At 62.9% G+C, this 21,784-nt stretch carries 22 protein-coding genes; 13 read left to right on the top strand and 9 right to left on the bottom strand.

Features of this window, described 5'->3' with window-relative positions; all coding sequences use genetic code 11:
• Window positions 1-164: 164 nt before the first annotated feature.
• Entirely contained in the window at window positions 165-542 is a 378-nt protein-coding gene (locus N5E02_RS01110) for a DUF2513 domain-containing protein (protein WP_279945722.1), read from the bottom strand.
• 423 nt (window positions 543-965) lie between these two features.
• Here N5E02_RS01110 and N5E02_RS01105 point away from each other — a divergent pair, with 423 nt between their 5' ends.
• The 4 genes from N5E02_RS01105 (at window position 966) to N5E02_RS01090 (ending at window position 5,201) form a co-directional block, all read left to right on the top strand.
• The gene (locus N5E02_RS01105) at window positions 966-1,799 is read left to right on the top strand and encodes a VWA domain-containing protein (RefSeq protein WP_279945721.1); all 834 of its coding nucleotides are present in this window, start codon (window positions 966-968) and stop codon (window positions 1,797-1,799) included.
• A gap of 2 nt (window positions 1,800-1,801) precedes the next feature.
• Complete coding sequence (locus tag N5E02_RS01100) at window positions 1,802-2,524, top strand: hypothetical protein (RefSeq protein WP_279945720.1); 723 nt, start codon at window positions 1,802-1,804, stop codon at window positions 2,522-2,524.
• A 14-nt stretch (window positions 2,525-2,538) separates the two neighbouring features.
• The gene (locus tag N5E02_RS01095; RefSeq protein ID WP_279945719.1) at window positions 2,539-4,212 is read left to right on the top strand and encodes a protein kinase family protein; all 1,674 of its coding nucleotides are present in this window, start codon (window positions 2,539-2,541) and stop codon (window positions 4,210-4,212) included.
• Between the two features lie 107 nt (window positions 4,213-4,319).
• Complete coding sequence (locus N5E02_RS01090; protein WP_279945718.1) at window positions 4,320-5,201, top strand: hypothetical protein; 882 nt, start codon at window positions 4,320-4,322, stop codon at window positions 5,199-5,201.
• 101 nt (window positions 5,202-5,302) lie between these two features.
• Here the strand turns inward: N5E02_RS01090 and N5E02_RS01085 are convergent, their stop codons facing one another.
• The 3 genes from N5E02_RS01085 to N5E02_RS01075 all read right to left on the bottom strand — a co-directional run bounded on the left by N5E02_RS01085 (window position 5,303) and on the right by N5E02_RS01075 (window position 8,796).
• Window positions 5,303-6,100 (bottom strand): type I restriction enzyme HsdR N-terminal domain-containing protein, encoded by a 798-nt coding sequence (locus N5E02_RS01085; protein WP_279945717.1) that lies wholly within the window; start codon window positions 6,098-6,100, stop codon window positions 5,303-5,305.
• A 236-nt stretch (window positions 6,101-6,336) separates the two neighbouring features.
• Window positions 6,337-8,313, bottom strand: a complete 1,977-nt coding sequence (locus N5E02_RS01080) for a TonB-dependent receptor (protein WP_279945716.1) — start codon at window positions 8,311-8,313, stop codon at window positions 6,337-6,339.
• Between the two features lie 72 nt (window positions 8,314-8,385).
• Complete coding sequence (locus N5E02_RS01075) at window positions 8,386-8,796, bottom strand: helix-turn-helix domain-containing protein (RefSeq protein WP_049419476.1); 411 nt, start codon at window positions 8,794-8,796, stop codon at window positions 8,386-8,388.
• Between the two features lie 85 nt (window positions 8,797-8,881).
• Here N5E02_RS01075 and N5E02_RS01070 point away from each other — a divergent pair, with 85 nt between their 5' ends.
• Complete coding sequence (locus N5E02_RS01070; protein WP_279945714.1) at window positions 8,882-9,508, top strand: cation transporter; 627 nt, start codon at window positions 8,882-8,884, stop codon at window positions 9,506-9,508.
• 344 nt (window positions 9,509-9,852) lie between these two features.
• Here N5E02_RS01070 and N5E02_RS01065 read toward each other — a convergent pair whose 3' ends face one another.
• The 3 genes from N5E02_RS01065 to N5E02_RS01055 form a co-directional block, all read right to left on the bottom strand.
• Window positions 9,853-10,977, bottom strand: a complete 1,125-nt coding sequence (locus N5E02_RS01065; protein WP_279945713.1) for an XVIPCD domain-containing protein — start codon at window positions 10,975-10,977, stop codon at window positions 9,853-9,855.
• 22 nt (window positions 10,978-10,999) lie between these two features.
• On the bottom strand, window positions 11,000-11,599 hold the full coding sequence (locus N5E02_RS01060; RefSeq protein WP_139726619.1) for a hypothetical protein: 600 nt from the start codon (window positions 11,597-11,599) through the stop codon (window positions 11,000-11,002).
• A gap of 287 nt (window positions 11,600-11,886) precedes the next feature.
• Complete coding sequence (locus N5E02_RS01055; protein WP_164229725.1) at window positions 11,887-12,288, bottom strand: hypothetical protein; 402 nt, start codon at window positions 12,286-12,288, stop codon at window positions 11,887-11,889.
• 577 nt (window positions 12,289-12,865) lie between these two features.
• Here N5E02_RS01055 and N5E02_RS01050 point away from each other — a divergent pair.
• Complete coding sequence (locus tag N5E02_RS01050) at window positions 12,866-13,636, top strand: DUF3011 domain-containing protein (RefSeq protein ID WP_111176962.1); 771 nt, start codon at window positions 12,866-12,868, stop codon at window positions 13,634-13,636.
• 55 nt (window positions 13,637-13,691) lie between these two features.
• Here N5E02_RS01050 and N5E02_RS01045 read toward each other — a convergent pair whose 3' ends face one another.
• Window positions 13,692-14,141, bottom strand: coding sequence for a hypothetical protein (locus tag N5E02_RS01045; RefSeq protein WP_065196028.1), 450 nt, complete (start codon window positions 14,139-14,141; stop codon window positions 13,692-13,694).
• Window positions 14,142-14,416: 275 nt separating this feature from the next.
• On the opposite strand from N5E02_RS01045, the gene rocF reads away from it, so the two are divergent.
• The 3 genes from rocF to N5E02_RS01030 all read left to right on the top strand — a co-directional run bounded on the left by rocF (window position 14,417) and on the right by N5E02_RS01030 (window position 16,066).
• The gene (rocF, locus tag N5E02_RS01040; protein ID WP_005420594.1) at window positions 14,417-15,337 is read left to right on the top strand and encodes an arginase; all 921 of its coding nucleotides are present in this window, start codon (window positions 14,417-14,419) and stop codon (window positions 15,335-15,337) included.
• Between the two features lie 163 nt (window positions 15,338-15,500).
• On the top strand, window positions 15,501-15,638 hold the full coding sequence (locus N5E02_RS01035) for an entericidin A/B family lipoprotein (protein ID WP_005407710.1): 138 nt from the start codon (window positions 15,501-15,503) through the stop codon (window positions 15,636-15,638).
• A 206-nt stretch (window positions 15,639-15,844) separates the two neighbouring features.
• A complete protein-coding gene (locus N5E02_RS01030) occupies window positions 15,845-16,066 on the top strand; it encodes a CsbD family protein (protein ID WP_004153772.1) in 222 nt (73 codons plus the stop codon).
• 72 nt (window positions 16,067-16,138) lie between these two features.
• Here the strand turns inward: N5E02_RS01030 and N5E02_RS01025 are convergent, their stop codons facing one another.
• Window positions 16,139-16,939, bottom strand: a complete 801-nt coding sequence (locus N5E02_RS01025) for a hypothetical protein (RefSeq protein WP_164093135.1) — start codon at window positions 16,937-16,939, stop codon at window positions 16,139-16,141.
• Window positions 16,940-17,047: 108 nt separating this feature from the next.
• Here N5E02_RS01025 and N5E02_RS01020 point away from each other — a divergent pair, with 108 nt between their 5' ends.
• The 4 genes from N5E02_RS01020 to N5E02_RS01005 all read left to right on the top strand — a co-directional run bounded on the left by N5E02_RS01020 (window position 17,048) and on the right by N5E02_RS01005 (window position 21,700).
• Complete coding sequence (locus N5E02_RS01020) at window positions 17,048-18,343, top strand: tryptophan--tRNA ligase (protein WP_065178978.1); 1,296 nt, start codon at window positions 17,048-17,050, stop codon at window positions 18,341-18,343.
• A gap of 204 nt (window positions 18,344-18,547) precedes the next feature.
• The gene (locus N5E02_RS01015) at window positions 18,548-18,850 is read left to right on the top strand and encodes a hypothetical protein (RefSeq protein ID WP_032954673.1); all 303 of its coding nucleotides are present in this window, start codon (window positions 18,548-18,550) and stop codon (window positions 18,848-18,850) included.
• 159 nt (window positions 18,851-19,009) lie between these two features.
• Window positions 19,010-19,942: an MBL fold metallo-hydrolase gene (locus N5E02_RS01010; RefSeq protein ID WP_065185635.1), complete on the top strand. Its 933-nt coding sequence runs from the start codon at window positions 19,010-19,012 to the stop codon at window positions 19,940-19,942.
• A 105-nt stretch (window positions 19,943-20,047) separates the two neighbouring features.
• Entirely contained in the window at window positions 20,048-21,700 is a 1,653-nt protein-coding gene (locus N5E02_RS01005; protein ID WP_279945765.1) for a M28 family metallopeptidase, read from the top strand.
• The last annotated feature ends 84 nt before the right edge of the window (window positions 21,701-21,784 follow it).

Here is a 21,784-nt window from a genome sequence, read left to right as displayed (position 1 = left end):
CCGTAGCCCCAAATGTAGAAGAGACCTGGATCCCATTTTGGCCCCATACTCGTCTACCAAAGGCTGGCTGGCCAGAGCGTGCGGATCAATCCGGACGCGCAGCTGTCACATCGCTAGGTCTGCTACCAAGAAGCACTTCGCAGCACCACACAAGTCCCTGTAGGTTAGCTGGCCAACCCCAGTGCGGTCTTGGCCAACGCCGTGGCGATCTCTTTGAGGACGCCCATACTGACCGAGCCGCCAACAGTCGCAACCTTTTGCTTGGTCTTGTTCCAGATCGTCTCATCGCGGATCGTATCGATGAAATCATGCCCTTCTGGCGTAAGGCGGAATGCTAGAGCTGCTGTGGGTACGGTTGAGTCGCGACTGCCCAAGGAGTACTGAACAGTGCCTACCGCGAGGCCGGAATCGACGATCATCGCCAAGTGATAGGCAACTTGGGATTGAGTGAATCCCTCCATCGGGTTGGTGGCGCTGAAGGGGCGTTCGCTGGTCTCTAGAGCCAGCATCAGCTGGCGAATTAGTTCGCTATCACGTTTCATGGGGATGCCTGAGTTGGTTGCTGGTTAGGGATTGGAATTCTGGAGCGCCATCCTCATTCGAGAAGTTGGGAAAATGTTCTAGCGGAAGCTCTACTGGATCATCGTCGGACTCCGAACTCCGAACTCCGAACTCCGGACTCCGGCTCAATATTCCAATGAGACAACCTTAGACGCAATCCGAGCAATCCGGCGACTGCCTGTCGCCCGCTCCAGCAAATGGTCTCTCGCCGAAATTCCACCGCTTCGGACAGAGTTGATCAGCTGAGTCTTGCTCCGGTTGTCAGAAAAATCCTACTCGCGTAAGCCGGATGGCTGGTGGAGGTTTCTGCCTGGGCGCGGCATGATATGGCGACGGGTAGCGTGCTGGCCTGATGCTTAGCCTGATCGCCGTTACCCATACCTTTCAGACTCCAGGGGAAATCGATGACTTACACCGCTGAGATCAGTAGGACCAGCCCGACGGCTTTCCTTTTCCTTGTCGACCAGTCCGGTTCCATGCAGGACACCATGGAGAACGGGAAATCCAAGGCGCAATTTGTTGCAGACGTGCTCAACCGCACGCTCGCTACATTGATCACTCGATGCACTAAGTCCGAAGGCACCCGGGACTACTTCGAGGTCGGTGTCCTGGGATATTCGGGCTCTTCTGCCAGCAATGGCCTGAGTGGTGGGCTGTCGTCGACAGTGCTCCATCCCATTTCCGGGATTGAAGCCAATCCGCTCCGAGTGGAAAACCGCACCAAGCGCGTTGACGACGGTGCTGGTGGACTCGTCGATCAGTCCATCAAGTTCCCGGTCTGGTTTGAAGCCAGTGCCTCCGGTGGCACTCCGATGTGCACCGCGATCACCACCGCGGCTGGTGAGCTGGCTGCTTGGTGTGATGCGCACCCGGATAGCTACCCTCCGACGGTGCTTCACGTCACCGATGGCGAGTCGACTGATGGTGATCCCGAGTCACTTGCGCGTCAGTTGCAGCAGATCAGCACTAACGATGGAAACGTCCTGCTGTTCAATCTGCACGTGAGCACGAGCGGTGGAGATCCGGTCAAGTTCCCAAGTTCCGACGCCGGCTTGAGTGACTCTTACGCAAAGTTGCTGTTCCGGATGTCCAGTGCTCTGCCTCCGCATCTCCAAAAGGTTGCCGAGGAAAAGGGTATCAAGGCAACTATGGAATCGAAGGGCTTCGTGTTCAACGGTGAAATCGCAGAGATCGTCGACTTCTTCGACATCGGTACGAGGGCCGCGCAGCTGCGCTGATCATGGCCCTGTCGGTTCTGTTTGAGGGGACGGTGGCTAAGCACGAAGAGTCGCCGAGCGACAATGAGGATGCCTACCGCCTAGCCCCCGACGTGGGTAGGATCGTTCTGGCCGATGGGGCGTCAGAGTCTTTTGACGCCCGTAATTGGGCGCAGCTCCTTGTTGACCGCATGGCTGATGAGGATCTATCAGTGGCTGCGGTCGGGGCCTGCGCGCAGGCCTACGAGGCTTTGCATGACCCGGAGCAGCTCACCTGGTCAAAAGCAGCCGCATACCAGCGGGGAAGCTTTGCCACGTTGCTAGTTGTGCAAGACCTCCCCGAATCCAGCTCGGTTAGGGTTTCCGCCGTTGGAGACAGCCTGGCCGCGTGGCTCGATGCGGACACGATGCTTGCATCAGTCCCCTATGGCAGCTCGGAGCAGTTTCTGGACAAGCCGGTGTTGCTCTCTACGAGGATGGATCTGAACGAGCCGGACGGTCTGCACTGTTCTGTGCACGAATGGGAGTATGAGGAGCAAGGGCACAGGTTCTTGCTTTGCATGACCGATGCACTTGGCGCCTGGCTCCTTTCCCATCAAGAGAGAGGAGACGCATCAGCACTGGAAGCCTTGTGTAGTATCCGAGAGCAGCATGAGCTTGTTGAGCTCGTGGAGAAAGAGCGTGCTGCGGGCCGGATGCGTCGCGATGACTCCACGCTGATCATCGCGTCAGTCACCAGATCTTGAGGCGGATCTGACCAATGGCCTACCCATCCTTAGAGCAGTACAACGAGGCACTGCAGTCCCCTCAGCTGGTGCTACTGGATCCTGAGCTCAAGCGCGGTGCGTTGAAAACCACAGGTCTCGGTCTACCATTGGCGCTATGCGGCGGCTTCGCGCTGACGTACAAGGTGACAGTAGGCACGAAAGACTACGCATTGCGCTGTTTCCACAAGGAATCTCGTGAGCTGGAGCACCGCTATCAGGCAATTTCGTCAAGGCTGAAGCAGCTCAATAGTCCGTACTTCCTCAATTTTGACTTCAATTCTGCCGGAATTCGGATTCAGGGGAGCACGTACCCTACCGTCAAGATGGCGTGGGCCAGTGGGACCACGTTGGCTGAGTTCCTTGAGGCCAAGCACGCTGACAAGGCGGCACTGACTAGACTGCGAGCTGCCTTGATCTCATTGGCTGCCTACCTGGAGCAGAACAACGTTGCTCATGGAGACATCCAGCCAGAGAACCTGATGGTCAGTGCTGATGGCAGCACTGTGCAGCTGATCGATTACGACGGCTTGTATGTGGAAACACTCAAGGGGGCTAAGGCGACCGAGCTGGGCCAGATCAACTTCCAACACCCTCAGCGTTCGGCGAACGATTTCGGTCCCACTTTGGATCGGTTCTCATTCTTGACGCTGGATGTGGCGCTCCAGGTCCTGATCGCTGCGCCATCGATGTGGGCCTCCACCAGATCTGAGCCAAGTGCGGTCGTGTTCCGGCGCAATGATTTCCTGGACCCGACCCAATCGACATCCTTCCAGAGCGCAGTGGCTATCCCTGGCGCCCGGGTCCATGTGGAGAATCTGGCCAAAGTCGCTGCCGCTCCCTTCTCGACGGTTCCTTCGCTGGCCGAGTTCCTAAAGGGCACGGGTGTACCTGCGGGACCAATCTCGATCAGCGCGGCCCCAAGGATCCTTACCTATCAGGGCCCCTATGTGGTCGCTGATGCCGCCAACTACTCGCAAGTACTGCAGCTGGTCGGTAATCGAGTAGAGCTCGTGGGTTGCATCCAAGAGGTCAGGCGTGGGCGTGCCAGAAATGGCAAGCCATACATCTTCGTGAACTTCGCCGATTGGCGGGGGCTGGCAGTCAAGCTGGCGATCTGGTCTGACGGAATGGATGCTATCAGGACCGGTCTCCCCGATGCTTCCTGGGTTGGGCGCTGGGTTTCGGTGATGGGTCTTGTTGACCCTGCATACAGCAACAGTGTTCGGGTCAAGAACAGCTCACGCTCGATCAGCTATACCCACCTGTCGATTACGATCACCTCGCCTGGTCAGATACAGACACTGTCTCAGAAGGATGCCAAGTTCCGGCTTCAGGTAGCAGGGAAGCCTGTGGGAGCTGCCTTGGGTGCCGTCACGACGCAAGCAAACAGCCGAAATGCCAACATCATCAAGGGCATGGGCGGAGCGTTGCCAAGCCCTGGACCGCTCCCTCCGCCAAGCCCAAATCCATCGCCTTCCCAGAGTCGGAATCAGGCGATCCTTGGGGGGATGCAGCGGCAGTCACCGACTCCGCCCGCGATGCCGCCACGTCGACCACCTGTCCCCGGAAGCGTCCCTCCCAAGCCTGTCTCATCCAACGCCGGGTGCTGGCCGGTCGTAGTGGCCGGCGCATTGTTCGCGGTGGTGCTGAAGGCGTGCGGAGGGTAGAGGATGGCTTCGGTACAGAACGCTTTCAGACTCTGCCTGCACGCCTTAGTTTGATGGTAGATGTGGCTGCCTGCAAACGCCCACCCTAGACAAATTTTGGGAGATGTATGTCCAGTTTGGTGCAGGAAATCCAGCGCGACGCGCTAGACCCCAAGATCGGGGTTAGTGACCTCCTTCGAAAGGCATTGGTAGTCTCAACCAAGCTCAAGATCAGTGAGGACACCGCTTGGATTAAGGCCGAGCTTTCAGGCTACACCGATGATGCTGAGCTGCCTGGCTATAGAGATCTGCGTGGGCTCCCTCAGGTACACAATCCCTATCATGGTTACTTGCCTTTTAACATGCCGGCGGAGATGGAAAAGGAGTTCTGCAAGCTGCCCATGGGATTCAGCGTGGCGGAGGTCGAGGCGCTTCTCAGAGGAGCGGAGAACGAGCTTCGCTTTAGCTTCCCACCAAGGGTCACCGCCTACTTCCTGAAGCATATGGAGGTGCAGATGCAGCCATCGCTCTTTATCTCAAAAAGTGTTTTCCATGGCGTCTTGGACACGGTCCGAAATCGCGTTCTTCAGTGGGCGCTCGATCTGGAGTCAGCGGGAGTAGTTGGTGACGGTATGAGCTTCAGCCCTACCGAAGTAAGGGCGGCCAAGCATGTTACGAACATCACCAACAACATTGGTGCTATGCATAATTCGCAGCTTCAGCAGCTGTCTGCAGGGCAGCAGTCATACCAAATGATTGAGAGTCGCGACGAGCTTGTATCCCTATTGGAGCGAATCAAAAATGCCGCCACATCCGAGGGTGCCCCTGCTCAGGTAGCTGTGGACATTGACACAGTCCTGATTCAACTCCAGTCCGACTCTCCCAAGCGGGGAGTCGTGGAGGAGTCTCTGAAATCACTGCGAACCATTCTGGAAGGAGCAGCTGGTGGCGTGCTTTCTAGCTATGTTCCCCGGCTTGTCGGCTTAATGGGGGCAATGGGAATCGGGTGAGGCCTATGGGCTGGGGAAACGCTGGGAGCTCCATCTGGCGCGATCGGCTTGAGCCGATCGCACCTTGCTGAATGGAGCTTAGCAAGTCTCTACGGTCGGTCCTATGCCTCGGCTGAGGCCGGGGCGGGACTTGAAGAAGCATCTTTCTTCGCCTGGGCCTTGGCGTTCTTAGACGCCGCTCGTCGAATTCGCTGTTGGGCGTCCTTAACCTTCTCTCCATCCAGCACTTCACGCTTCAGTATTTCATTGTTGAGCAGTTCAACAATCGCCTCCGATTCAATCTTAAGTTCTGGGAAAAGGCGACGAAGCTCCCGGCGAATGACGGAGACAACGTGCTCGCCGAGCACAACTTGGGCGACGGTGAACTTGTTGAGAACAGCGATGTGCTGATGGTACAAGCCCATAGCATCTGATGTGATGCCTTCTCGGCAAAGAAGGAAGAGTCGGCGTTGGTCTTCTTCGTTCTTTAGGTTTACGTCGGCAATGCACAGGGATGAAACCAGCTCATAGTCAATGGGCTGGCCAAATTTGATTCTGTAGAGTCGCCACTCAAGTGCATTGGTGAGCACAATCCACTCGATGCCCTCATGGGCGCCGTAATTTACTGCTTGGCGTAGATGAGTCTCGTTTAGAGAGATCGCCGCAGCTTTCACCTCGATCAGCACGCGGATCTTACCGTCAATCTTTACGGCAAGATCGCAGAACGTGCCCCTTATCTGTTGCTCTCCAGTCAGCTCGTTGTATTTGTCATAGCCGAAGATCTCGGCGAGCATGTCCTTGACTAGAGTCACCGTGTCAGCTTCGGAAACATCCCTGGTCTTGTGGGATACCGCTACTGTTACCAGAGACTTCACCGCCGCAGGCCACCTTTCCATTACCTTCTTGGGGATCTTCAGCACGTCCTCAGCTCCTTGCTCGGATGATTTTTGCATATTGGCTTCTTGCCCGGATCCTTGCAATGCAAGCAGATTAGGCAGGCTCGCCTCAGCCGCCGAACCGGTCCGATATTTGCTGGTCCGGTCCCGGCCCTGGCGATGGAATAGCCCCTTTGTGACATGATGCGAGAGCTTATCCGATAGCTGGGAGAGTCTGCTCTTGGCGGGAAGCGGACACCGCCTCCCGCATCAGCTCAACCCTAGAATTTCAGCCTCACGCCACCGTTCACCACAAACCCTTCCAGCGGCGCCCATGCATCCACGGTCCACTGCCCATCGTGGGCACGGCGGGGCCGCAGCATCGGGTTGTAGCCGCTCTGGCGGACGTTGAGGATGTTTTCCAGGTTGAGGAACACGCTGACTCTTCCCAGCACGATCTCTCCCAGTGCACCGACTTCCAGATACGGTCGGCTGCGTCGGCGCCAGGGGTTGTCATCAAGCGACTGGATGCCGGTGTAGTAGGCTTCCAGGCCTATACGGCCACGGCCATGTTGTTCCCACATGGCAACCAGGCCTGCGCTGTGCCGGGGTGTGAGTGAAACCAGGCGGCGGCCGGCGCCCTCCTCATCGGGTTCGCGCGCATCGGTGTAGACATAACTGCCGGTCACCGTGATGTCCTGCCAGCGATAGCGCAGCAGCAGCTCACTACCCCGGGTGCGGGTGACGCCCGCCACATTGACCAGTTGCACACGTTCACCCGGGGTGGTCGCAGATTCCACCAGGCGTACCGCATGGTCGATGTTCGATGCGAACACGCTGAGGTTCAGTTCCCAGGGCCCATGCGCGTAGCCCGCATCGATGGACCCGGCGGTAGCGATCTCCGCACGAAGCCCACCGAGCGGCTCCAGGCGTGACAGGCCAGCGGCCTCGATCTGCTCGACGAAGGGCGTAAGCGCGTAGAAGCCTCTGCCGATCGAGGCACGCAGGGTCCACTCGTCAGGGCGGAACAACAATGAAACGCGGGGGCTGAAGTGCCCGCCATAGGCGCTGTGGTCATCCCAGCGCGCACGGCCGGAAAGCGTGAGATCATCGCGCAGCGCCTGCTCGGCCTGCACGAACAGGGCAGGCACGGTGTAGCGGTAATCAAACTGCGGGTGCCGAGCGGAACGGAACCGATCCTGCTGCGCGGCAATGCCGGCCAGCCAGCTGGTGGCGCCGACGCCGGACGCGTAGCTCATTTCCGCAAAGCCGGTCTGATGCGTGTCGTTGTCCTGCGCAGGGCCATACCCGTGGTCGTGATTGGTGGACATGGCCGATGTGCGCAGTTGCAGGCGGTCGCTATCGCGCACCGGAACATCGACCACCGCGCCGGCGTCAAGACGCTTCGTGCGCTGTGTGAGGGCGAACGGCTGCCCATCGGGTGCCCGTTGCCCGGGCAGTGTTCCGCCCACCCGGCTCTCCCGCACTGCACCTGCCGTCAGCAGCGCACGTGCGCCATTTTCCGATTCCCAGAACAGGCGCGGCCTGAGCGTGGCCCGCTCGTAGCCGGGAATGTCAGCCCAGCCGTCGCCGTCCAGGTTTTGGTGGTCCTGGCGATGGTAGCCACCGACCACCGAGAGGCCCCAGTGCCCGGCCAGCGGCCCGGCGGCGTAGCTGGTCACGTCCTGCCCGCCTCGGCTGGTGGCATTGAGCAGCACTTCGGCCTCGGCGGTCTCCTTAGGCCGGCGCGATATCAGGTTCACCACGCCGCCCAGCGCTGCCGGGCCGTACAACGCCGACGCGCTGCCCTTGATGATCTCGACACTGCCAAGGTCGGTCGGCGGAATCTGCAGCAGGCCGATGGACGATGACTGACCGCCGTACAGCGGCAGGCCATCGGCCAGCAGCTGGGTATACCGGCCGCGCAGACCCTGGATGCGGATGTTGGATGCGCCCATGCCCGGCGAGGTGTTCTGCACCCGCACGCCGGCCGTCTCGGCCACCAGCATGGAGACGTTGCCCGGCGACATCAGCAGCTTCTCTTCGATCTCTTCCTGCGATACGACGTCTACCCGGATCGGTTCGTCGGAAACGTGACGCCCTGACCGGGTTGACTGCACCACCACCGCATCCAGCTCCACGGGCTCATCGTGGTGGTCATCGTGCGCGGCGGGCGGTTCATGCGCATTGGCCGGGGCAACGGCGGGCAGCAGGGCGGCGCTCAGCGCCAGGGCAAGCGGATGGGGCAACAGGGTCATGGGTCGTCAGGGCGGCAGGGCCGCGCGGTGGCGAAGTAGCCCGGCGTTGTAAACCTTGATGCGGCTACAAGGTCAAGCGGCAGGCTGCGGCTGAAGGGCTTCCAGCACCCTGCAATCGGCTACGCGGCCGCCCGGGCAATTGCCGATCATCCGCTCCAGCTCGCCCTGCAACGCCTGCAGGTCTTGGATCCGGCGGGTGATGTCTGCGATATGCGCTTTCACCACATCGTCCACCGAACTGCACTCGTGCTCCCGCTGTTCACCAAAGGCAATCAACTCGCGGATCTGTTCGATGGAGAAGCCAAGCTCGCGCGCGCGGCGCACGAACGACAGGCGCCTCTGGTCCTGCGCGCCGTAGTAGCGGTAGTTGCCCTCCGAGCGCAGCGGCGGCTGCAGCAGGCCGATCTTCTCGTAATAGCGGATGGTTTCGGCCTTGGTGCCGGTCTGGCGGGCCAGCTGGCCGATGGTGAGGTGGCTAGGCACGGGCTTGACCTTGTAGGGGCTATAGGGTTGATAACGACTATCCCACCCTTTTTCAAGCCCGGCCACAGCCTGGCGGGAGACATCCATGGACCACTGCTGCGGCCACAAGCGCCAGGAACTGGAAGCGCTGGCCCTTCACGGTGCGCAGCGGAGCGTACTGGTGGCGGTACTCATCATCAACCTGGCGATGTTCTTCATCGAGTTCGGCGCGGGCATCGTGGCGCGCTCCAGTGCCTTGCAGGCCGATGCAGTGGACATGCTGGGTGACGCGATCGTGTATGGCCTGAGCCTGTGGGCAGTGAACCGGGGGGCGCGCTGGGAGGCCGGTGCAGCCCTCGCCAAGGGGCTGCTGATCCTGGCTTTCTTTGTCTTCATCGTGGTGGAGGTGGTCAGCAAGCTGATCCACGGCGTGCCGCCTTCCAGCGGCTTGATGCTGGGGTTTGGAGCCATCGCTCTGGTGGCCAATCTGGTGTGCCTCGCACTGCTGTGGCGGTTCCGCGCGCTCAACATCAACATGAAAAGCACCTTCGAGTGTTCCCGCAATGATGTCGCCGCCAACATCGGTGTGTTGGTGGCTGCCGGTGGCGTAGCGCTGACCGGAAGCGGCTGGCCGGACATCGCAGCAGGCGCGGTGATCGCCCTGCTGTTCCTGAAGTCCGCGCTGGGCGTGATCGGCGAGGCGTGGCCCGCGTGGCGTGCAGCGGTGAAGTAACAAGGCGTTGGGGCAAACGCTGGTTAGGACTGTGCCGAGCGGATGTCGGCTTCTGGCCGATAGGGACATCGCCAAGATCCAGTGTTCGGAACGTCTGTCTCAGCGATCGCGAGCGCGCCGAGAGCAGACGGATGATCAACCCGTCCATCAGCATCCGCGCTTGCTGGGGGTACTTTTGGGGGTCTTCAACTATCTTGCAGGGCACTATTATTTTCTAAATCAATGCGTTGTTGTAACTTTGTGGGTCGGATAAGCGCACCACCCCAAGATTCAGCGCCTCTTTGCGCTGCTCTAGGTACCTGCCCGGTGGTTCGAAGGGCGGCAGAGCTGTTTTCTCGACAGCCTCACCTTGAAAACGATGGCCCGTACTGCGCATGAACCTGCTGCGCCGGCTGCTGTTCAAGATTTGCGGCCAACGCTTCAGCGCGATGAAGGGACTCTGCTTCAGGAACGCGAAGCGCGTCCATCATATTCATGGTTCCACGGCGTTGGGCAGGATCGTCCATCGCCCCCTCGACGATGAATACTTTCTCGCCACGTGCAAGGGACTCTGTCGGGTTGTTCAATGCAACGTGGTCAACTCTTGAAAACCCCTGCTCCTTCGCGAGCACCAACAGACTCGCGGATATGCGCTGACTCGACTCATCCCACTGCTTCCCGCTCTCGGCGTCCAAGCGTTCCACACCCGCTCTTATCTGCATGTAGAGAGAGCGGTCAGCGTTTCCAAGTTCAGCTACTGAGGAAGCTGTTCGCTGCACTGAGAGTGAGTCGTCGGCGACCACGGCGTCTCTTTCCGCAGCCGAAGTGCGCTCGGCGTCAAATTCTGGCTCGGGCCTACGTCGACGCTGCGTGGGTGCTATGTGCTGATCATAGTGCGCGCCATAGTAAAGCTCGTATGTCGCATGAGGACCAACAGAAGGAGCCTCCGTTTTGAACACCTCAGCGATCTGTCCAAGTGCCTGGTTTCGATTGATCCGCCCGGCCTGGAGTTCAACGGCAATGGCTCCATACTGTTGCGGTCGATTACCCGTACCCGACACGCCAATGTCCGGTCCACCGGCCGCAATGAGTTCACGCTGGACCTGGACATTACTGAGCGTCGCAGCGGCTTCTCCGCGTAGCAGGGTGTTTACATAGGTTTGCTTGGACGTCGGATCGGGACGTTCGGTGAAGAGATGGTGCCCCACCTCGTGTGAAAGAGAGCGCGCGATTCTGGAGCCTTGTCCAACCGCGTTCTCGTCAATAACGATCTTCTCACCGGGAACAAGATAGGTGCCCCTACCGGCTTGTCCCCAGACAACCTCCAGATCGTCGCGCTCGGCCTGTGCGAGACCCGCCCGAAGTGTTGGGGATTTCGCTAGAAGCGGCGCCAGCGAGGGGTCAGCTAACGGGGAGTCCGGCCGACGTTCGGGTCCTGGGCGAGGCCCCCCCTGCGGCTGCGGCAGTACAGAGTCTTCAGTACGTTCCATGTTGGAGCTCCTGCCCTGGGGGTCAACGCTGACTGATCAATACGTGGGTCAATGTCGCATTGTCAGGGGCCAGAGTGAGTACAACCTCAGCACCGTTCACTGGCGCGGTCCAGTAAGGGCGTGAGTCAGGGGCATCAGGCCGAGGTGGATATTGCGCGGTTCCCTCCCAGATGACTTCTTTGAGCGCGACGCTCGGTGGCGCGACATCGAAGGTCAGCTTCGCCTGCGCAGGATTATCGACAGCACTTCTCAGTGAGATGTTCCGAACTTCAAGGCCGCCCAACATTCCACGTTCTGCGGTTCGCTCGTCTCTCAGGCCCTGCCGGGTCGGTTTTCCAAGATGCGTGTGAAGCTGTTCGTTCAACGCATCGATATCGCCAAAACGCACATTGGACAATCGCTCGATGCTGTTCTTGAATCGCTCCATACCAGCTTCACTCCCTGATTTGATGGCCTGTCTTTGATTCACATGATCTGATGGGGGCGGCGTCGCGGCGCTCGAACATGCTGTCAGCACCAGCGCCGGAATAACGATCGCGAGGCGACGACGCGCTGCGATCCAGAGGCGGCGCCGAAGTCCGCGTTTTGATGAAGAATCGCATTTCTCGACCCACGCATCCATGAAAGCATCTCTCGCGCCACTGTCACGCTCTTGAATCTAGCACAGCATCTTTTGACTGCGGATTGGGTCCGTGATCCGTGCCTTGGGTGTGCGCTTGCATGCCAGAGCAGCATGGGCATGCGCCGAGCATGATGCGTCGGCGCGGCGCCGGTCGCAAAGGCGGGGGAACGAAAATGAAGAAACCGCCTTTCGCCGGTCTTCTCGCCCCAACCCGGTGAGTCAGCTCAATGTATGACGTGGGCAGATCCTTCGATCAACGCCGCACACACACTGCGACCGCAGCAGCCTCAGCTACGCACCTGCAACGCCACATACTCCGCCAGACCCCGGCAGGCCAGCATCAGTCCTTCGCGCGTGCCGTCGCCGATGTCGTCTTTCTCTTCCCCGTCCACGCGCACGCGCTCGGCGGCGTGGTACAGCTCCAGCAGTGACACCAGGCCCACTGCGGCGCGATCCCGGCGCGCGGCGGCCACGGCCTGGCCGGGTGTGCTGGCGGGCCCCGGCCACGGCTGTCCATCGGCGGCGTCACCGGCCTGGATGCGCTGCAGGCAGCCGGGCAGGTTGATCGGCGCGGGCGCCTCGTTCGCGGCGGCGAAAGCGGCTTCCAACGGCTGGGCCAGTTCAGGTGGCAGGCGCAGAGCCGCCTCGCCGAGGGTGGCGGTCAGGTACGGGTGAGGGGTTCTGGACATGCGGGCATCCTCGTCAGGAACAGAGGTGCCGCCACGGTAGGGTGGCGGGCGATGCGTGGCTTCCAAGACCGGGAATCGATGAGCCGGCGGGCACGGGGCCCCCACGCACCGCCCGCCGTCGATCGGCGAACGGATTGCCAGCCGGCGCCGCTTGGGAAGACGGCGCCGGCTGGCAAGCGTATACAGCATCGATTACGCGGGCTTGGAAGACCCGGCCACCTTTGCAGGTGGCGATTCATCATGCGCACGTGAAATCACCGCCTGCCAGTCGTTTGTTTCGATGGCATCGGGAGATCTGAAAGGAAAAATGAATTATCGCGTTTGGCCCGTTTCGGGCATCGCAATGCCAGAAGCGACAGATTGCGCAGTGGCGCCATCAGCGAGAAATCTGCCCGAACCATCGCTGCCGCATGCCCTGAGCTGGCCCACGAAGTAAAGGTGACTTAACAGCCCGGGCAAGGCTCCACATCTACCATAGCAAACACAAACGCCCGAATGCGCTGCCGGCTTTTTGATTCACAGACCATTTGCAGACCCCCGACACATACTGGGGACACATGCCCTTCGGGACCCACCCATGCGTCGCCACGCCCTGCCGCTCACCGTCGCACTGTTGGTCACAACCTTCGCAGCCCCGGCCATGGCCGCCGTGCCGTTCTTCAACGCCAGCTGCCCGGGCGGCATCGATGTTCACGCAGACGATGGCGGGCCGGTCTACGTGCAGGGCCGCGAGACGGCGCTGAAGCGCTTCAACGACCGCTATTTCGAAGCACGCGATGCCAACAGCGGCATCACCCTGTCGATCAGCCGCAACGATGACGGCGCGCCGCAAGTCAGCTACACCGGCCGTGGCGGCGCCAATGGCATCTGCCAAGTCAGCGCCAGCGGCACGCCTGCGCCCGCCGCAAACGGCGAACGCTCTCGCGACGGTGCCGCCGGGGATGCCGCGCTACCGCGCGAAGTCACCTGCGAATCCACCGGCCAGCAGCAGGTGTCGTGCGATCTGAATACCCGCGGCAATGTGGAAATCGTGCGCCAGCTCAGCCGCACCCGCTGCGAGGAAGGCAGGAACTGGGGCCTGTCGCGGCACTCGGTGTGGGTCAATGGCGGCTGCCGCGCGGTGTTCCGCAATGTGTCTTCGGTGACCACCCCGGCGCCGGCAGGCGATACCGCGTTGGGCGCCTGCAACATGCGCAAGGGCGCTCAGGGCGCGCTGGTCACCCAGATGCCGGTGGGCAGCGATTACCAGGAACTGATCATCGATTATCCCGACGGCCGTTTCCTGTGCATGATGCGCAACAACGGTCAGGTGCAGAGCCTGACGCCGGTTCGCCGCCGCGGCGGTTGAGGCGCGGCGGCGGCGTGTCTAAGGGGGCAGCGCGGTGCGCGTTGCCCCCGTTCCGCTACTGCTGGTTCACCGGGTCATTTCCCTTCTTGTAGGTGTAGCCGGTGACGTCCCAGCCGCCGCCATGGCCGGAAGAGGGTTCCACCCAGGTGAATTCCCACGTCTGGATGGAACCGTCGGGAAGCAGGTTTTCCACCCGGTAGATCTCACCGGGAATGCCCTGGTCTGGCAGTTTTCCAGGTATCGATTCATCCGAGCGTGCAGACGCGCGGCCTACGGAGACTGCCTGTCGTTCCACCTGTACGTTGCCGTAGCCCTGGGGAGCGAACGACGGCTTTACCCGCTGCGCCACCCAGTCGAGTACCTGGCGTGCGCCTGCCGTCTGCATGGGATACGCGTCGGTGGTCACCGTATGCGTGATGCGTTGCGAGGGTGCACTGGCAGCGGCGGGAAACAGTCCGCCCAGGGCAATTGCCAGTACCGCAAGTCCATTGAGTGCATGTTTCATGCGCGTGGTGCTCCATGATTGAGGAAGTGAGGCGGCACCTTCAGGGTGCCTGCGCAGCGTGGACACAACAACAGCCTTGCGTAAGAGGCGAAACCGACCGGGATGTGAGGTGGATCGCGGAAGGTCCAATTCCTGACGACCCAGCGCTGGAATGCCTGACCGGATACGGCTGGCAGGCCGCGGCGATCTGACCCATGCCCTGCTGCACCGCCGCGAGTGGTGTCACACAGCTCTGGCTAGACTGTGCTTCTTTTTCCGCACCGCAGGAGGCACCCATGGCCCATCCCATTTCCGTATCCCTGATTGGCGTTCCCACCGATGTCGGTGCGGGCCATCGCGGCGCACGGCTGGGGCCGGAGGCGCTGCGCGTGGCGGGCCTGCCGGAGGCGCTGGAAGCGCGCGGCGTGGACGTGCGCGACGTGGGCAACCTGGATGGCCCGCGCAACCCGTGGACCGCGCCGGTGGAGGGCTACCGCCACCTGGATGAGGTGGTGGCCTGGAACCGCGCACTGATGGAAGCCAGCTACGCCGAGCTGCAGGCCGGGCGCATGCCGATCATGCTCGGTGGCGACCATTGCCTGGGCATCGGTTCGATCACCGCCGTCGCGCGCTGGTGCCGCGAGCAGGGGAAGAATCTGCGCGTGCTGTGGCTGGATGCGCATTCGGACTTCAACACCAGCGATGTCACGCCGTCGGGCAACATCCACGGCATGCCGGTGGCCTGCCTGTGCGGCCTCGGCCCGGACGCGCTGACCCGTCTGGGCGGCAGCGCACCGGCGATCACCCCGGCGCAGATGCACCAGATCGGCATCCGCTCGGTGGACCCGGAAGAGAAGCGCCTGATCAAGACCCACAAGGTGGATGTCTATGACATGCGCTACATCGACGAGAACGGCATGAAGCGTGCCGTGGAAGCGGCGCTGGCCGGCATTGATGAGAACACCCACCTGCACGTCAGCTTCGATGTGGATTTCCTCGACCCCAGCATCGCGCCGGGCGTCGGCACCACGGTGCCGGGTGGGGTGAACTATCGGGAGGCGCAGCTGGTGATGGAAATGATCGCCGATACCGGGCGCATGGGATCGCTGGACATCGTCGAGCTCAACCCCTTGCTGGACAAGCAGAATGCCACCGCCGAACTGGCCGTGGACCTGGTGGAAAGCCTGTTCGGCAAGTCCACCCTGATGCGCGACTGACCGCCCCCTGCTGAACGGATCGCCGAACCGTTCACGCCCGCTCCACGCCCCTGCCGCCAGATTGCACTTCACGCGGCGGCAGTGGGCATTGGTGCCCTCCCGCCGAGCGAAAGAATCCCATCCGCGAATGAAGCGGTATAGCGGCGAACCCAAGGAGAAGCCTATGAAGCGCGTAGTTGCCCTGATGCTGTTGTCGATGTTCTCGGTGGCCCTGCTGGCCGGTTGCAACACCGTGGCCGGTGCCGGCAAGGACGTGCAGAAGGCCGGTGAAAAGGTTGAGGATGCCGCCAAGGGCCGTTGAGCCTGAATTGGAACGGAAAGCAAAAAGGCCGGGGGATCTCCCCGGCCTTTTTGCTTGCGCGTTTCCCTGCAGCGTACGTGTCGAAGCGTAGTGAACCATTCAAGCAGGTGAGCGTGTATTTCATTGGCGGTTGACCGGCATTCAACAGCTGCTGCGCGAAGCTGGAGCCACGGTAAGAACGCCGTTGCAATCAAGGACTCCCAGCAATGAACAAAGACATCATTTCCGGCAAGTGGTCGCAGCTTAAGGGCAAGGCGCAGGCCAAGTGGGGCGATCTGACCAACGACGATTTCGATGTGGCCGAAGGCAATGCCGAGTATCTGGCCGGCCGCCTGCAGGAACGTTATGGCTGGGCCAAGGACCGCGCGGAGAAGGAAGTGCGTGAGTTCCAGGACGCGGTGAGCAAGGACTACCCGGACTACAAGTAAGCGCTTCGGTTTCCCCACATCACGACGCCCGCACCGTGAGGTTGCGGGCGTCGTGCTGTCTGCGCGGGACGATCAGCGGGCCGGAGGGTCCGGCACGTAGCGGTTGGGGAACGCCTGCGGTTCGCGCGGCAGGCGCGAGGGCGCATCGACCAGGATGCCGCGCGCACGCAGGTTGCGGGCACTGTCGTAGCGCAGCTGCAATACCTGTGCAGGGCTGCGGCTGGCACGTTCGAAGTCGGTGTCGCGTACCGAGGATTGCTCGCGTGCGCCATGGCCGGTACCCAGCGCCGGGGCCTGCGACTTGCTGGCGTAACCCTCGATGCGGCTGGCACTGGCGTCGGCCGCCGCTTCGGCCTGTGCGGCTGGAGCCGGCGGCGGCAGGCCACGGCGCAGGATCGGCTCGGGGCGCCAGCGGCGCGCTTCCTCGAACACCGCCACGCCGACCACGCCGACGTTGTCCGGGCGACCGGTGCGGCTGGCATAGCTGCCGCTGGGGCTGCTGAACACGAACTGCGCCACTTCATCCTGGCTCTTGCGCCAGCCGGTGATGTCGGCGCGCTGGCCGGGGTTGAGCACGTAGCCGGTCTGCGACGGATCGGCATCCTCGCCGGAGATGGCGTTGACGCCGTCTACCGACAGCACCACCAGCACCCGGCGCGGGCTGTCGTTGTACAGGCGCACGGCGTAGCGGTGGCCGCGCTCGCCGGCCACCCAGCGCTGGCCCTCGGCGGGGTAGCTGCGCAATTCGGTGCCGCGGTCGCGGTCGACCAGAGACATGCGCACGGGGCCGCCCTCGTAGGCCGGCGGCGGCATCGGGGCGGGGCGGAAGCCGGCCAGGGGCAGGATCAACAGCAGGGGCAGCAGGCGTTTCATCGGGCGTCTCCAGCGGGGTTGCGTGAATGAACGCGCCGCAGGCCCTGACGGGGTTGGTGGCGTGCAAGGTAAACTGGCCCCGTTCATCGAAGGTTACCCCACGCAGTCATGACGACCCGAGTCCTTACCGGCATCACCCCCTCCGGCACGCCCCACCTGGGCAACTACGTTGGCGCCATCCGTCCGGCCATCGCGGCCAGCCGCGCGCCGGGGATCGAGAGCTTCTTCTTTCTGGCCGACCTGCACAGCCTGATCAAGTCCCAGGACCCGCAGCGCACCCAGCGCGCGACCCTGGAGATCGCGGCCAGCTGGCTGGCCTGTGGCCTGGACCCGGAACACGTGTGGTTCTACCGGCAGAGCGACATCCGCGAGACCACCGAGCTGATGTGGTTCCTGACCGCCATCGCCAGCAAGGGCATCCTCAACCGCGCGCACGCCTACAAGGCGGCGGTGGACAAGAACCGCGAGGAAGGCGTGGACGAGGACGCAGGCGTCAGTGCCGGCCTGTTCATGTACCCGGTGCTGATGGCCGCCGATATCCTCATCTTCAAGGCCAACCAGGTACCGGTGGGCCGTGACCAGATCCAGCACATCGAGATGGCGCGCGACTTCGCCCAGCGCTTCAACCACGTGTACGGCAAGGAGTACTTCCCGCTGCCGGACGTGGTGATCGATGAGCAGGTGGCAACGCTGGCGGGCCTGGATGGCCGCAAGATGAGCAAGAGCTACCACAACACCATTCCGCTGTTCGTGCCGCGCGAGGAGCTGAAGAAGCTGGTGTTCTCGATCCTGACCGACTCGCGCGCACCGGGCGAGCCGAAGGACACCGAGGGCTCGGCGCTGTTCCAGATGTACCAGGCGTTCGCCACGCCGGAACAGACCGCGGAATTCGCCAGGGCCTTCGCCGCCGGCATCAGTTGGGGCGACGCCAAGCAGCAGCTGTTCGAGCGTATCGACAGCGAGCTGTCGCCGCTGCGCGAGCGCTACAACGCGCTGATGGCCGAGCCGGAGAAGATCGAAGCGCTGCTCAAGCGCCGTGGCCAGCAGCTGCGCGAGCAGCTGGCGGCACCGCTGCTGGACGAGCTGCGCCATGCGGTGGGCCTGCGTGACCTGTCCAGTGCCGGTGACATCGCCAGCGAAGATGCCGGCGTGGCCCGCGTGGCGCCGCCGCAGTTCAAGCAGTACCGCGAAAAGGACGGCCGCTTCTACTTCAAGCTGACCGCCGGTGACGGCACGCTGCTGATCCAGAGCGAAGGCTTCGATTCGCCACGCGATGCCGGCCAGTTGATTGCGGTGATCAAGCAGGCCGAGCAGGGCGACCAGTTGCAGAGCGAGCTGTTCAAGCTGGAAACCGAGGTGGACGCCGTGCTGGCCGCCCTGGCTGCGTTGCGCGAAGCTGCCTGATCGCCGGGCCTGCCTGCCCTTTGTAGAGTCGAGCCATGCTCGACCCGGCTCCGCCTCTGTAGAGCCGAGTCCACGCTCGGCTGCTTTGCTAACCAGCCGAGCATGGGCTCGGCTCTACAGGGAAGACCCCCGCCAGCACGACCGTGGCACAGCACCCATGGCATGATGTCCGCGCGCCTCTGGCGCGATGACATGGAGTCTGCGATGGCCTGGTTGTCGCTGCTGCTGTTCCTGCCCTGGTTCCTGCTGCTGGGCAGCCTGTACTGGCTGTTTCCGCGCCAGCCGCGCAGCGCGCGGCGGCGCCTGTTCGATGGCACCACCCTGGTCGTGGCGTTCGCGCTGAGCATCGTGTCGATGCTGTGGGGCTACCGCATTGGCGTGGTGCAGCCCGGCGCCGGCCCGATCTGGCCGCAGGTGCTGGCGGTGCTGTATGCCTATGGCGCGTTCCTGGCGGTGCTGGTGCTGGCGTTGCTGCTGCGGCCGCGGTTCGGATTGCGTTCTGGCTGATCGGTAGTGCCGGCCGCTGGCCGGCGGCACATGCATTCTCCCGGCCATCCCGAGGTTGCCGGCCAGCGGCCGGCACTACCCGACCAAAGCCGCATCGAACCCGGACCGCCTGCGCGCCTACCATGGGCGTCTGTTTCCGAGACTGCCAGGTGCGTGCCGATGACCGCCGATCCCAGCATCCACACCATCGATACCGGCTTCCAGCGCCCGGACTTCGACGCGGCCTACCTGATCGTTGAAAACGGCCGCGCGGCCTTCGTCGACTGCGGCACCGGCCTGTCTGTGCCGGCGATGCTGCAGGCGCTGGTGGACGCTGGCCTGGGCGTGGATGCCGTGGACTGGCTGCTGCTCACGCACGTGCACCTGGACCACGCCGGCGGCGCCGGACTGCTGATGCAGCAGCTGCCCAACGCAAAGGCGGTGCTGCATCCGCGCGGTGCGCCGCACATGATCGACCCGACCCGGCTGATTGCGGGTGCGACGGCGGTGTACGGCGCCGAGGAGATCGCGCGCAGCTACGGCCGCATCGAGCCGATTCCCGAACACCGCGTGGTGGTGGCCGAAGACGGCCACCGCATCGATCTCGCTGGCCGCGAGCTGGTGCTGCTGCACACGCCGGGCCACGCACTGCACCATTATTGCGTGTGGGATGCGCGCAGCCGCAGCTGGTTCACTGGCGATACGTTCGGCATCTCCTACCGCGAGCTGGACAGCGCGCAGGGCGCTTTCATCTTCCCGACTTCCTCGCCGGTGCAGTTCGACCCGGAGGCGATGAAGGCCTCGATCCGACGCATGCTGGGCTACGGCCCGCAGGCGATGTACCTGACCCACTATGGGCGCGTGCAGCAGGTGCAGAAACTGGCCAACGACCTGTTCGAACAGATCGATGCGATGGCCGCGATCGGCCGCCAGTGCGATGGCCGGCCGGACCGCCACCGCTGCCTGCTGGCCGCACTGCAGGCGCTGTACCTGGAACGGGCGCAGCAGCATGGTTGTGCGCTGGACGATGCGGCGGTGATTGCCGTGCTGGCGATGGACATCGAACTCAACGCACAGGGCCTGGCCTGCTGGCTGGATCGCATCAGCAGGTAGATCAACGCGATGCGTGGATGACACAGGCCCAAGCCGCGCCGTGGTGTCACGACCACGTTACACTCTGGTGACTTCCAAGCTAGCCGTGGTACTGCCGTGAATCCGATGCGCGTGTTGCTGCTGTCGTCCTGCCTGTTCGTCGGGGGCCTGGCCCATGCGGCCAACGACCTGCCGGGTGGCGGCATCGATCCGCAGGCACTGTCGCGGCATGTGCGTGTGCTGGCGTCGGATGAGTTCGAGGGCCGCGCACCGGCCACCGAGGGCGAAGAGCGCACGGTGCAGTACCTGATCGAGCAGTTCCGCAGCTATGGCCTGCAGCCGGGCGGCGTGGACGGCAGCTGGGTGCAGCCGGTGCCGCTGGTGCGCGCGCAGCTGGAGGGTGAGGCCAAGGCCAGCCTGTCGCTGAAGCAGGGCAAGCGTGCGCTGGCCAATGGCGTGGACGTGACCCTGCAGAGCCTGCAGCCGCGCAAGCGCGTGCAGATCAAGGATGCACCGTTGGTGTTCGTCGGCTACGGCATCGACGCACCGGAACGCCACTGGAACGACTACAAGGACGTGGACCTGCACGGCAAGATCGCCGTGGTGCTGATCAACGACGCCGACTTCGAGGCCGACGCGCCGGGCGCGTTCGATGGCAAGGCGGTGACCTACTACGGCCGGTGGACCTACAAGTTCGAGGAAGCCGCACGCCGGGGTGCCGAAGGCGTGCTGATCGTGCACGAGACCGCGCCGGCCGCGTATGGCTGGGCCACGGTAAAGAGCTCGGGCACTTCGCCGCTGTTCGACATCGAGCGCGGCCACGCCGAAGCGATGGCGCAGCACACCCCGCTGCGCGGCTGGATGCAGCGCGAGCTGGCCGAGGCGATCTTCGCCGACGCCGGCCTCGACTTCGATGCGGAGAAGCGCAAGGCGATGCGTGCCGACTTCCGCCCGGTGGCACTGGACAACGCGAAATTGAGCGTGGATTTCGCGCTCAAGCGCGAGCAGGTGGTGACCCGCAACGTGGTCGCCAAGCTGCCCGGTGGTGAACATGCTGACGAGGCCGTGATCTTCTCCGCGCACTGGGATGCGTTCGGCATCGGTCAGCCCGACGCCAAGGGGGACCGCATCCGCCGCGGTGCGATCGACAACGCCACCGGCGTGGCCACGGTGCTGGAGCTGGGTCGGGTGTTCGCTGCCGGCCCGCAGCCACAGCGCACGCTGTACTTCGTGGCGCTGACCGCTGAAGAGAAGGGCGTGCTGGGGGCCAGCTACTATGCTGCGCACCCGCTGGCGCCGCTGGACAAGACCGCTGCGGTGCTGAACATCGAGATGTTCAGCCCGGATGGCCCGACCCGCGACATTGCCTCGTGGGGCAAGGGCCGGGTGTCGTTGGAAGGCGATCTGGAGCGCGTGGCCAAGGCCCGTGGCCGCAGCTACAGTCCGGACCCGAACCTGGAAGCCGGCTTCTTCTACCGTGCCGATCACTTTGCCTTCGCCCGCCTGGGCGTGCCGGCGATCACCATCGGCCCGGGCCTGGACAAGCTGGACGGTGGCGTTGAAGGCGGCCGCGCGCTGCGCGAAAAGTACTTCGCCGACTGCTACCACCAGGCCTGTGATGCCTGGACGCCGAGCTGGGACCCGAGCGGCCACGCTGCCGACACGCTGCTGGTCTACGACCTGGGTGCCGAGCTGGCCAACAGCCGCCGCTGGCCGACGTGGGAAAAGGAATCGGAGTTCCGCGGCGCGCGCGACAAGAGCGAAGCGGCCCGCCGCTGAGTAATGCCGGCCGCTGGCCGGCAACTCCCTGCTCTTTCCGGAGGTTCATGAGGTTGCCGGCCAGCGGCCGGCACTACCGAAAGA

The organism is Stenotrophomonas sp. GD03777 (assembly GCF_029842485.1).
In the GTDB taxonomy this organism is placed as follows: Bacteria; Pseudomonadota; Gammaproteobacteria; order Xanthomonadales; family Xanthomonadaceae; genus Stenotrophomonas; species Stenotrophomonas sepilia.
The sequence above is the reverse complement of the archived record's forward strand: the minus strand, read 5'-3'. Positions and strand labels throughout refer to the sequence as shown.